Origin of the sequence: Synechococcus lacustris Maggiore-St4-Slac, from assembly GCF_024345595.1 — a bacterium.
GTDB lineage: Bacteria > Cyanobacteriota > Cyanobacteriia > PCC-6307 > Cyanobiaceae > Synechococcus_D > Synechococcus_D lacustris.
In genome coordinates, this window is sequence record NZ_JAGQBK010000019.1 from 21467 (window position 1) to 32666 (window position 11200).

The 11200-nt window shown below is 54.4% G+C and carries 14 protein-coding genes and 2 pseudogenes; 11 read left to right on the forward strand and 5 right to left on the reverse strand.

All coding sequences use genetic code 11. The annotated features are described in order from the left end of the window. The first annotated feature begins 9 nt into the window (after positions 1-9). From KBY68_RS10715 to KBY68_RS10730, 4 genes are read left to right on the forward strand one after another with little or no spacing between them, the layout of a single operon-like run. A complete protein-coding gene (locus KBY68_RS10715; RefSeq protein ID WP_255097177.1) occupies positions 10-396 on the forward strand; it encodes a hypothetical protein in 387 nt (128 codons plus the stop codon). Positions 397-422: 26 nt separating this feature from the next. Then, positions 423-806: a hypothetical protein gene (locus KBY68_RS10720; RefSeq protein WP_255097178.1), complete on the forward strand. Its 384-nt coding sequence runs from the start codon at positions 423-425 to the stop codon at positions 804-806. Next, the gene (locus KBY68_RS10725; RefSeq protein WP_255097179.1) at positions 806-1270 is read left to right on the forward strand and encodes a GspH/FimT family pseudopilin; all 465 of its coding nucleotides are present in this window, start codon (positions 806-808) and stop codon (positions 1268-1270) included. Before KBY68_RS10720 ends, KBY68_RS10725 begins: the two co-directional genes overlap by 1 nt. A gap of 6 nt (positions 1271-1276) precedes the next feature. After that, positions 1277-1927: a hypothetical protein gene (locus KBY68_RS10730; RefSeq protein WP_255097180.1), complete on the forward strand. Its 651-nt coding sequence runs from the start codon at positions 1277-1279 to the stop codon at positions 1925-1927. Between the two features lie 104 nt (positions 1928-2031). On the opposite strand, the gene KBY68_RS10735 is transcribed toward KBY68_RS10730, so the two are convergent. Next, a complete protein-coding gene (locus KBY68_RS10735) occupies positions 2032-2481 on the reverse strand; it encodes a type IV pilin protein (protein WP_255097181.1) in 450 nt (149 codons plus the stop codon). A 90-nt stretch (positions 2482-2571) separates the two neighbouring features. Between KBY68_RS10735 and KBY68_RS10740 the strand changes: the two genes are divergently transcribed. Both KBY68_RS10740 and KBY68_RS10745 read left to right on the forward strand, forming a co-directional pair. After that, entirely contained in the window at positions 2572-3453 is an 882-nt protein-coding gene (locus KBY68_RS10740; protein WP_241537237.1) for an ABC transporter permease, read from the forward strand. A gap of 29 nt (positions 3454-3482) precedes the next feature. Continuing rightward, positions 3483-3743: a hypothetical protein gene (locus KBY68_RS10745; protein ID WP_106500783.1), complete on the forward strand. Its 261-nt coding sequence runs from the start codon at positions 3483-3485 to the stop codon at positions 3741-3743. 7 nt (positions 3744-3750) lie between these two features. Here the strand turns inward: KBY68_RS10745 and trmH are convergent, their stop codons facing one another. Further along, positions 3751-4440: a tRNA (guanosine(18)-2'-O)-methyltransferase TrmH gene (trmH, locus tag KBY68_RS10750; RefSeq protein WP_255097187.1), complete on the reverse strand. Its 690-nt coding sequence runs from the start codon at positions 4438-4440 to the stop codon at positions 3751-3753. Between the two features lie 71 nt (positions 4441-4511). Between trmH and KBY68_RS10755 the strand changes: the two are divergent. Next, positions 4512-5828: pseudogene (locus KBY68_RS10755) on the forward strand (16S rRNA (cytosine(967)-C(5))-methyltransferase); the annotation flags it as partial. Between the two features lie 2 nt (positions 5829-5830). Here KBY68_RS10755 and KBY68_RS10760 read toward each other — a convergent pair. The 3 genes from KBY68_RS10760 to petP are packed head-to-tail and all read right to left on the reverse strand — an operon-like array spanning position 5831 to position 9089. Continuing rightward, on the reverse strand, positions 5831-7870 hold the full coding sequence (locus KBY68_RS10760; RefSeq protein ID WP_315855667.1) for a transglycosylase domain-containing protein: 2040 nt from the start codon (positions 7868-7870) through the stop codon (positions 5831-5833). Positions 7871-7874: 4 nt separating this feature from the next. Then, entirely contained in the window at positions 7875-8855 is a 981-nt protein-coding gene (gene chlG / locus KBY68_RS10765) for a chlorophyll synthase ChlG (protein ID WP_255097183.1), read from the reverse strand. 9 nt (positions 8856-8864) lie between these two features. Continuing rightward, positions 8865-9089 carry a cytochrome b6f subunit PetP gene (gene petP, locus KBY68_RS10770; RefSeq protein WP_106500901.1) on the reverse strand — a complete coding sequence of 75 codons (225 nt, stop codon included), beginning with the start codon at positions 9087-9089 and terminating at the stop codon, positions 8865-8867. A 71-nt stretch (positions 9090-9160) separates the two neighbouring features. Here petP and hisF point away from each other — a divergent pair, with 71 nt between their 5' ends. From hisF to KBY68_RS10790, 4 genes and pseudogenes are all read left to right on the forward strand, one after another. Then, positions 9161-9931: an imidazole glycerol phosphate synthase subunit HisF gene (gene hisF, locus KBY68_RS10775; protein WP_255097184.1), complete on the forward strand. Its 771-nt coding sequence runs from the start codon at positions 9161-9163 to the stop codon at positions 9929-9931. 42 nt (positions 9932-9973) lie between these two features. Next, positions 9974-10210, forward strand: coding sequence for a hypothetical protein (locus KBY68_RS10780; protein WP_255097185.1), 237 nt, complete (start codon positions 9974-9976; stop codon positions 10208-10210). Next, positions 10207-10905, forward strand: coding sequence for a ubiquinone/menaquinone biosynthesis methyltransferase (locus KBY68_RS10785; protein ID WP_255097186.1), 699 nt, complete (start codon positions 10207-10209; stop codon positions 10903-10905). The genes KBY68_RS10780 and KBY68_RS10785 overlap by 4 nt, the downstream gene beginning before the upstream one ends. A gap of 114 nt (positions 10906-11019) precedes the next feature. Next, positions 11020-11200 (forward strand): annotated as a pseudogene (locus KBY68_RS10790) (iron uptake porin); the annotation flags it as partial.

Below are 11200 nucleotides of genomic sequence, written 5' to 3' on the forward strand. Positions count from 1 at the left end.
CGGGCAGGGGTGCACAACAGGCGCTGCAACGTTGCCAACGCTGGATTTGCTCTGCCTTTGGTGTTGATGTTGGGGCTGTTGTTATTGGGCAGTGGCCTGTCTTTGCAGGCGATGGCGCTGCAATCCAGGGCACGGGGCGCAAGGCTTTGGCAAGAGGGGCAATTAAACGACTGCTTCCTTACGGCAGCCATGCTTTTTGCCGCATTAGCCCGCCAAGGCGCCACACCAGCCGATCAAAAGCTGGCGGCCGGCATTTTCCATTTGCAGCAATGGCAGGGCTCCCCCAATGGCCCCGCTCAAATCAGCCTTCAACGGCTTGCAGCAACGGGCAAACCTATGCGCAGCAAAGTGTTTCAGCTAAACAGCAGCGGCGAGCTGAGGCCGGTTTCGCCCTAACTGAGCTGCTGATAAGCAGTGTTTTATTGGCGCTCTTTTGTGGCGCCGGCCTACAGGTGTTTGCTGCCGCCAACGGCCTTGCCCTGGAAGGGCGGAAGCAAATGGCGCTGCTGGCTTGGATGGATCGCCAATTGCAGCGGGATGAAGGGGTATTGAGGCGCCTTGCCCCTGCCAGCTCAATCGATTGCAGCGATAGCAGCCAGCTGGTGCAACTAAGAACTGAGCTGCTAGATCAATTGCAGCGGGCCGGCACGTTACCCCTCATTGATTCCTTATTGAGCACTCAGCCGAGGCAGCGGTTGGTGGAGGTGCAGGGTGATCGCTTGCTGGTGGCCCTAGAGGCTGCAGCGCCATTGCGCCAGCGGCGAGAGCGGCTTTACAGCCTGGAAGGCCTTGGGGTTTGCAAGTAATGAACCTCACTGAAATCCTGGTGTCAGTTGCGATCAGCGCAGGTTTTGTGAGCCTTTGTTTGGTGGGAGCCCAAGGGCCATTAGCGCGCCAAGAACTTGAAAGTGCTAGCCGGGAACTATGGCTTGGCCTTGAACGGGCCCGCAACCAGGCGGAACAGCAAGGCAAACCCTGTGCATTGCAATTGGGGGGGCGGGGGTGGCAAGCACCAGCTCTGGGCGATTTAGCTAGTTGCGATCAGGCAGAAGTTGAATTATTTGATGTAAGCAAAAGCGCGCGCTTTCAGCTAAGTAATAATTTCAGCAGTCCCTTGGTTTTTACAGCTAATGGTTTGGTATTAGGAGGGGGCACTGCAATTTTGAAGCATTCTTCCAGTGGTTTGAGCCGTTGTTTAGTGATTAGTTTGCCATTGGGTATTACCCGTGTTGGTAATTACGCCAAGGGCAGCTGCCTGCCAGATGCGTAGTTTGATATGATTAGTTTGGGCTTAATTAATAGGCGCCATTGCAGCAGCCCCAGGGCTGGTTTTTCTTTGTTGGAATTGTTATTAGCTAGTGGCCTTGGTTTGGTTGTAGTTGTAATTGTGATGAATTCATTATTTGGTGAGGGTGCCTTAGGTGTTCGTTTAAGCCGTGGCATGCGTGAACGCCAGGCCCTTGGCCGCGCCAATGCATTGATTCGCGCTGATCTGGAGCGGGGTAACGCGGTTGCCATTGATCCTGAAGCTAGCGGTATGAATTTGTCTTGTGGATTGGCAGGCCGCAAAGCGGTTTTGCAGATCAGCAACCCCGATGGAAAGCTCACCACCTACAGCGTTGGTAAATCAAATGAGCCGATTTGGCGGGGTTGGGTGTTGATGCGTTGCGGCCGCGCCTTTCGCAGTGATGGCTCAATTAATGGTGCGGCAGCTTTTCAAAATCGTGTGGTAATTGATGGTTTAGATCCTGCCCCTGGTAGCTGGAGTGGCTGCGATTTACCCCAAGCAGTGGCAATTGGTGCAACGGCTTCCTTGCCTTTGGCTGCATGCATGGAGCCCATAAGTGGCACCGTGCAATGGCAATTAAGGCAACGGTTTGATACTCAAACGCTAAAAGCTGATGCCAGTGCAGTGCTATCTGAGTAGCTTGCCCTCCCCATTAGAAAAAATATCCATAAAAAACCACCAGGGATAAGTTTCCCTGGTGGTGAATTAGTTGATTAAGCAGTATTTAGTAAAGAGCTTGTTGATTAGATTTCTGAATAGGAAATAGCGCCACTGCTAGATGCAACAGTTGCTTGGCATTTCTTGCCAGACGTAATTGATAGGGAACCGCATTTCGCACCGCTAATGCTGGCGCTGCTTGTGGTGTAATTCACATCTGCAGTTGGTGCGCTTGCCCCATCGCCGCCATTGCAATTGCCGGAAATTGTGAGCCCGGTGTTAGTGGTGCCAGAGTTGGCCGATGGGTAGGGGCCTTCAGCAATAATTGCAGAGGAACATTCCCGTGCTAAACCAGCTAATTCAGCTATTTGGGTATTTAGCTTTGCCTTGTCTTTAACTCCCATGAACTGGGGCAGGGCTACGGCACTTAGTACACCTACAATCACAATTACTACCATTAATTCCACCAGGGTGAAACCCCCTTGCTGCCTATTAATAGCCGCTTTTTTGCGAACACTTTGCAAAGCATTAATCATTTTGATCGCCCGGTATATGCCGGGGGGAGCAACATTTTTAATGTGCCCCCATCAACGGCCCTGTTGCAGTGGTTCGGCTAGGTTTGGCTGATGATTCTCAGTCCCCTGCAGCATTTTTTGGCCTGGCGGCCCAGCAGTCTTTCTGCGCGCATGGCCCGGGTGGGTGTGTGGGTGCTGATTGTTTATGGCCTTGTGGCTTTGCTGGCTGGGCCAGCAATCCATTTAGGTGTGCTTCAGGATCCAAATATTGGCCTCGATAATCCCATTTATGCCCAGCCGAGTTGGGGCCATCTTTGCGGCACCGATCGCCTTGGCCGTGATGTGTGCAGCCGCACCTTGGCCGGCGCTGGTGTGGCGCTCCAGGTGGTTTTTAGTGCCCTATTAGTGGCATTAGCTATTGGGGTGCCCCTTGGCATGTTGAGTGGCTACCTCGGCGGCCTGGTGGATCGCTTGTTGGTGTTATTGATGGACACCCTTTACACCCTGCCCGTTTTACTGCTTTCAGTGGTGTTGGCATTTTTACTTGGCAAGGGCCTGCCCAATGCCGCTGCAGCACTTTGTGTGGTTTACGTACCTCAATATTTCCGAGTAGTGCGCAATCAAACGGCATCTGTAAAAGCGGAATTATTTATCGATGCAGCCCAGAGCCTCGGGGCAGGGCCTTATTGGATCATGCGCCACTACCTATTGCGCAATGTGATCACATCAGTGCCCGTGGTGCTCACCCTTAATGCTGCCGATGCTGTTTTGGTTTTGGGGGGGCTTGGTTTCCTTGGCTTGGGATTGCCAGATTCAATTCCGGAATGGGGCGCAGACCTACAGCAAGCCCTCACGGCGCTGCCCACCGGCATCTGGTGGACAGCTCTCTACCCAGGTTTAGCGATGTTTGTGCTGGTGCTTGGTTTGTCTTTTCTTGGTGAGGGATTAGACGCATGGGTGAGCGGCCAGGCTTCTGGATCAAAAGCTGAGTAGATTTATTTGTATTAGATCTGGAAACTGCCATGGCAGTGTTCGTTTCGATGCTGCTGGTGGCCATAGCCACCCTCCTTTGGAACCTCGGACGTCGCAATGCCGATGAGGTGATGGGCGTGCTTGAGAAGATCCTTGCTGTTGTTTTGTTGGTTATCAGCCTTTGCGTGGGGGGCTTGCATCAATTGCTTTGTTTTGCGCTGCTAGCAGTTGCTTTAAAGCTGCCCAGGGCCCACCAAAACCAAGCACCCCAGCAAGTTGCAAGCAACAATGATATTTTCTTACCCTTTTAATTAATTATTAACAGCGCAATTTTAAGGTGCGCGGTATTTCTTCTTGGATTTCACCTTCCCCATTAAGGGCCGGATAGGGTTTATTTGTTTCCCTGCACCAGCGCGCCACCTGGGGATAGGCCCATTCAAAAAGAGTGTTTTTGTATAGCTCTGCTGATAAACCTTCTCCATCCCTTGGGATCAACCCCGCTAGTTCCCTTTGCCGCAGGGCTTCAAATAGCAATATTGCCGCTGCAACGCTCACATTTAAAGACTGCACCATTCCCGCCATGGGAATGAATAGGGCTTGATCTACCCCTGCGGTGGCTGCCTCGCTGAGGCCCCATTTCTCAGCACCCAACAGAAAGGCCGTGGGACCGGTGAAATCGCATTGGCGATAGTCGATTGCTGTTACCCCTAAATGGGTGCCAAAAATACGAAAACCCTGTTGATGCAATTGATTGCAGGCGGTTTCGATCGAGTTGTGGTTTTGCAGGGGCACCCATTTTTGACTGCCTTGGGCGGTGCTGTTAAAGGTGCGCACCCGCCCCTTAAGGCTCACCACATGGGCTTCAAGCACTCCCACAGCATCACAGCTACGCAGGATCGCCGAAAGGTTGTGGGGTTTCTCTACCCCTTCCAGCAGCACCGTGAGATTTGCCATGCGGCCGTTGAGCACTGTTTGTAATCGCTCAAAGCGTTTGGGCAAAAGGGGCATCGGCCAGCAGCTTGCGGTTGCTGCAGCGTATTCACCGGCGCCTTTAATGCAGTTTGCCAAGGCATAAAAATTTGGTTGCTGATCCCACCCCCATCGGTTTGCTACCCAGGTTGGTGGCGTGGCGGGTGCTGGAGGCAGTGGGTGATGGCGCCTATGCCGATCTAGCCCTTGATAGGGAATTCAAGCGCCAACCAATGCCTGCCCTTGATCGGGCAATGGCAACTGAGATCAGTTACGGCGCGATTCGGATGCGCCGCCGTTTGGATGGCTGGATCGATCGCTTTGGCAAGGTGCCTGCCCAGCGGCAGCCGCCCCGGTTGCGCTGGTTGCTGCATGTGGGTTTGCAGCAGCTATTAGCGATGGATCGCGTACCAGCATCAGCTGCGGTGAGTACGGCGGTGGAGCTAGCAAAAAAAGAACGGTTGGCTTCCCTAGCGCCTGTGGTGAATGGATTGCTGCGCAGTGCTGCCCGGGCGATTGCCGCTGGCGAACAATTACCCCTGCCTGAAGATCCCCAAGCCCGCTTAGCGCTTGAGCAATCCTGGCCTGATTGGTTAGTGCAGGAACTTTGGGGTTGCATCGGCGCGGAACGCACCCAAAACCTAGCCAAGGCGAGCAATCTCACCCCAAGCCTTGATTTAAGGGTAAATGCGTTGCGCAGCACTGTTGATGAGGTGTTGGCAGACTTTGCCCAGGTGGGTGTGCTGGCTGCACCCTTGCCGGATCAAGCTTTCGGTCTCACCCTGCTGCAACGCCCTGGCCCCCTCAATGAACTGCCTGGCTATCGGGAGGGCCTTTGGTGCGTTCAAGATCGCGCTGCTCAAACGATTGCGCCGCTTTTAGATCCCAAGCCAGGCCAAAGAGTGTTGGATGCCTGCGCTGCTCCAGGCGGTAAAACAACCCATCTCGCTGAATTGATGGCCGATAAAGGCGAAGTGTTAGCCATTGATCGCTCTGCTGTGCGTTTGGAGCGCTTGCGGGAAAATGCCCAGCGGCTTGGTTTGCGCTCTATTCGCACTCAAGTGGCGGATGCCGTTGCCCTTGATCAATTGGAGCAGCAGGGGCAGTTATTTGATCGCGTGTTGTTGGATGTGCCCTGCTCCGGCTTGGGTACCCTTGGCCGCCATGCCGATGCCCGCTGGAGTTTAAAAGCTGAAATGTTGGCGGAATTGGTTGAATTACAACGCCAAATGCTGCAGCAAGGCGCAAAACTCCTGGCACCAGGTGGCCGCTTGGTATATGCCACTTGCACCCTGCATCCGGCTGAAAACCAGGGGCAAATACAACAGTTTTTGCAGGGGCAGCCCCAGTGGCAATTGCTTGAAACCGAGCAAACTTTTTGGCCCGATGCCGAGCATGGTGGTGACGGCTTCTACGGGGCGCTACTCGGCTATCCCGGCGGTGGTGGCGGTGGATCGCCAACTGGAGCTGGTGGTGGAGCTAATGAAGGGGCTGGGGCAGCGGCTTCTGGGGGGGGCGCTGCTGAGGGCGGAGGCGCCATAAGCGGCGCATCGCTAGGCGCAGCTTCAGGGGCTGGGGCTCCGTAGTTGTAATCGCCCGGAGCGCCTTGGTTCTGTTGGGGTGCTGGTGCGGCTACCGCTTTGAAATTGCGATTGAGCACTGGTTTTGGCGGGAAGCGTTTAACGGGCATGTCTTTAACCACCGGCAGCATGAATTGGTTCCAGGCCCAGGCCGCCTGGCCGCTATCACTGCCGGTTTCACGGTTGTTGTCGTAGCCAAACCACACGCCTGTGGTGAGTTGGGGTATGGAGCCGATGAACCAAAGGTCGCGGGCACCCTCTGAGGTGCCTGTTTTACCGGCTACGGGGCGATCCGGCAGGGCCGCTGCAGCGCCTGTGCCGCCACTAACCACCCGTTGCAACATCCAAATCATTGAGTCGGCAGTGTCGCTGTCAACGGCCCTTCTGCCCCGGTCGCCATGGCTACTACGGGCCCAAAGGGGCCGGCCATCAAGGCCACTAATGCTCTCAAATGGAGTTGGTGCCACATAAACACCACGGTTGTTGATGGCTGCATAGGCGGCGGTCATATCGAGCACTGTTTGCTCGTAGGCACCGATTGCTAAGGGGTAATAGCGCCCAAGGGGTCGAGTAATACCAAGGGAGCGGGCGATGTTTATCACCGCATCAAAACCCACCTTTTCCAGCAGCTGCACAGCCACGGTGTTTAAAGAATTTTGCAAGGCATCGGCCATCGACACTGCGCCGAGGTAGCGATCACCAAAGTTTTTGGGGCAGTAGCCGCTCCAGCAACGGGGAACATCAACAAAAATCTCTTCTGGTTTGATGCCAGCCGCAACAGCGGCGGTATATGGAAACAGCTTGAAGGTGGAGCCAGGGGAACGTAGGGCCTGGGTGGCGCGGTTGAATTGACTTTTTTGAAAATCACGGCCCCCCACCATGGCCCGCACTAAACCAGTGCCGGGTTCCATCGAAACCAAGGCCCCCTGGAGATCACCGTAGGTGTTTTTATCAATTACTTTTTGGGCAATTTTTTGCCAGTTGGAATTCAAGCTGGTGCGTATTGTTAAACCGCCTAGTTCCAGCTGTTCAGGAGTGAGCACCTTGGGTAATTCCTGGGCTACCCAACTTGTGAAATATGGAGCGGCACTATTCCAATGTTTTGGCAATGCTGGTTTCAATAACAGTGGCGAACCATCGGCCCTTAATTGTTGAGCCCTATCGATGAAACCCGCCTCTGCCATGCGTTTTAGCACGATTGAACGGCGCTCTAAAGCAAGTTCGGGATTAACAAGAGGCGAATAAACAGATGGCGCTGGAGGTAGCCCAGCAATTAAGGCAGCCTCCGGCAGGGTGAGCTGATTAGGGGATTTGGAGAAATAAACCCAAGCGGCATCCGCCACCCCATAGGCACTGGAGCCTAGATAAACATTATTTAGATATTGCTCAAGTATTTGTTGCTTGCTTAATTGGCGTTCAAGTTTAAAAGCTAATGCCGCTTCTTTTAATTTGCGCAGCAGGGTGCGATCTTGATTGAGAAAAACAACCCTGGCCAATTGTTGGGTGATGGTGCTGGCCCCCTGCTCCACCGACCTTTGGCTGATGTTTGTAATTACAGCCCGGCCAATGCCAAGGGCATCAACACCATTGTGTTGATAAAAACGGCGATCTTCCGCGGCGATAAATGCCTTTTGAATCAATAAAGGCATCTGGCCATTTGCCACTTTTTCGCGGGTGGCTGGACCTAATTTTTGTAGTACCTGGCCATCGGCAGACAACACGGTTACGGTGCCTGGCCTGTTGAAACTGGCGATGCGGCGTGCATCGGGTAATAACCCATCAAACCCCTGCACCACCAAGGCGCTGCCTGCGGCTGCCACCGCGCCTACCCCTGCCGCTAGAAGGGCGGCTCCAATTAATTGCCTACGCCGCTTATTGGCCTGGGGCATTGGTTTATCCCCCAAAACCGCTATGGCCCAATGCTAAGGCTGTTACAAGCATCCCTATCACCAGAAAGGGTTGGGCGCTGGCTTGGTATTTAACATCAAAAAGTATTGGATCGCGCAGCAGCCAGATGTCTTGAAAAGTTATTTGGGGGATGATCAACAATGTAAGTAGCACTGCGGCGAAATGCTGGCCTAGCAGCACCAGTGCTACCACCATTGCTATTTGAAAGAGATCGATCATGGTGGCGCTAATCCAGCTGGCCCTTTTCACGCCAAATACCACTGGCAGTGATTGCAGGCCAAGGGCTTTATCACCCTCCACACTTTTGAAATCGTTCACCACGGCAATGCCAAGGCCCGCCAGGGAATAGGCAAGGGTTAGGGCGGCAGTGGCCCAGCTCAAATTGCCAAAAAGTGCTTGGCCGGCCCACCAGGGCAGGGCGATGTAACTAGCACCAAGGGCATAGTTACCAAGCCAACCATTTTGTTTGAGCTTTAGGGGTGGGGCGGAATAGATGAAGCTCACAAATGAACCACCCAATGCAAGTAGCAACAGCACCGGTTTCTGGTGTTGGGCCCAAATGTCAAGGCCCCAGGCCACGGCTAATCCAGCTATCAGCAGCACCCAGATCTGAAGTTTTACTTGCCAAAGGGCAATGGCACCGGAGGGAATCGGCCTGTAGGGCTCATTGATGGCATCTATATCCCTGTCGTAGTAGTCGTTAATCGTTTGGGTGAAACCAGCCAGCAGGGGGCCGCTCATCAGCATGCAGGCCAGGGAAGCGGTGCTGTTTTGCCAAGTCCATTGGAAACCACCACTGGCGGCAGCACCACAAATAACGCCCCAGATCAAGGGAATCCAGGTAACAGGTTTCATCAGTTGCAGCCGCAACTTCCAGGGGTTTTGGCTGCCACTGGCCCCCTTCATGCCAAGTAGTTGCCTGGCTGCGCCGCCGCTAGCGACCTCTGAATTGGGGCTATTGCTCACTGGAGGGGCTTAAAGAGCGGCGATTTCATCTTCAAAAAACCAGCTCTGGCCGCCGCCATCCAATTGCACTTGAACGCCCACACCGCTTCCGTCGGTCATTTTGAAACCTGTAACGGAGCCGGTTGGATTGGTGAGCAATAACTTCACCAGATCAGCGGGAATGCGATCACGCACTCGGGTGATCGTTACTCGGGTGCCAACGGTGATGGCAGCGGAGGTGGCAGCCTGGGACATTAACGGCGCTGACTGGAATCCGGGGCAACCCTACCAGTGCCGAACCCCATCCCCCCATTCCGAGCTAGATCGTGGTTGCAAAACGGATCATTCCCTGCCTTGATATGGCCGCCGGACGGGTGGTGAAGGGGGTCAATTTTGTTGGTTTAAGGGATGCTGGCGATCCGGTGGAACTGGCTTGCCGCTACGACGCCGCCGGCGCTGATGAGTTGGTATTTCTCGATATTGCAGCTAGCCATCAAGGCCGCGGCACCCTGGTGGAATTGGTGCAGCGCACCGCGGAACAACTATTTATTCCGTTCACTGTTGGCGGTGGCATCAGTTCGGTGGAAGGGATCACGGAGCTGTTGCGGGCTGGGGCCGACAAGGTGAGTTTGAATTCAGCGGCGGTGGCTGATCCGGAATTAATTAGGGCCGGGGCGCGCCAATTCGGGGCCCAATGCATTGTTGTTGCCATCGATGGCCGCAAGCGCATGGGTGGTGGTTGGGATGTGTATGTGAAAGGGGGGCGCCAAAATACTGGCCTCGATTTATTGGCCTGGGCAAAAGAAGCGGTGGCCTTGGGGGCTGGAGAGCTGTTGCTCACTTCTATGGATGGCGACGGCACCCAACAGGGCTACGACTTGGAACTCACAGCAGAGGTGGCCGCGGCTGTGGCTGTGCCGGTTATTGCCTCAGGGGGGGCAGGTTGTTTGGCCGATATTGAGGCGGTTTTAACCCAAACCGGTGCCTCTGCCGCATTGCTCGCCTCATTGCTGCACGATGGCGTTTTAACGGTGGCGCAGATCAAGGAGCACCTGCTGAGTTGCGGCTTGCCGCTGCGGCCCGTCGGCGCGGGGTAAACGTTAGTTAAAGTGGCCTCAAATGTTTCCTTAAATTTCGTTATGGCTGCCGCCGCAGGCAATTCCCATTGGCCTGCTGTTATTGGCCTAACCATGGTTGTTGCGGTGGTGGGTTTAGTGGCCTGGGCTTTGCAATTGATGCAGGCCGCCAACGACCGCCAGGAATTTTCCTTGATGTTGGCGGGTTGCATGGTGTGTTCAGCGGCGGTGGGCTTGGCATTGGTGATGGTGATAACGCTCACGGGGCCCCATGCACCTTTGGTTCGTGTTTTTCAGTGACTCACGCCAAGGCGGTGGGTGAACTATTTGAAGAGGTTGCCCCTCGCTACGACCAATTTAATGATTTGTTCAGTTTGGGTTTGCATAGGATTTGGAAACGCCAAGCACTGGCTTTAGTGAAGCCAAAACCTGGCGAACGTTGGCTTGATTTGTGTTGTGGAACTGGTGATGTTGCCCTAGTGCTGGCGGAGGCTTTGCGGCCTGGTGGTGAGGTGGTTGGCGTTGATCTAGCGGCAGCCCCCCTAGCGATTGCACGCCAGCGGGCTGCCATGTGCCCTTGGTTGCAGATCAGTTGGTATCAAGCAGATGTGCTGCAGCTAACCGAACAATTACCAATGCTTAAAACGGATTTTGATGGTGCGGTGATGGCCTATGGATTGCGCAATCTCGCTGATCCAACCGCCGCCTTAAAGATGTTGCAGCGGTTGCTTGGCCCCAATGGCAGGGCGGTGCTGTTGGATTTCAACCCCAGTGGTGGATTGATTGGCAGCTTGCAAAAGTTTGCCCTAAGGCGAGTGGTGGTGCCGGTGGCGAGCGGGGTGGGATTAACTGAGCAATATGCCTACCTAGAGGAGAGCATTGGCCGTTTTATTGATGGCAAGCAGCAGGAAGTGCTGGCCAAGGAGGCGGGCTTTTGCGGTGCCTATCACCGCACCTTGGCTGGCGGTTTGATGGGAGCGCTTGTGCTTCTGTAGCAGCGACAACTTTTAAACCGACCCACAGCCGTTGCAAAAAAGCAGCCCCTCTCGAGAATCATTCTTGAGGGGTTTGGCGCATAGCGCCTCCTGTTCTTTTTGTGTGTGAGAACCATGAACGCATTTCGCAAGCTATTGCTTGCTCCATTGGTAATGGGAGTGGTGTCTCCATTGGCGGGTCAAGCCCAAAGCCTAGATATGGGGTCGGTTAATCGCTATCAAGACCAGCAAGATATCGACCGGATGCGGGCGATAGAAGCGCAGATGGGTCAGGTAACAAGTGTTAGCCAGTTTT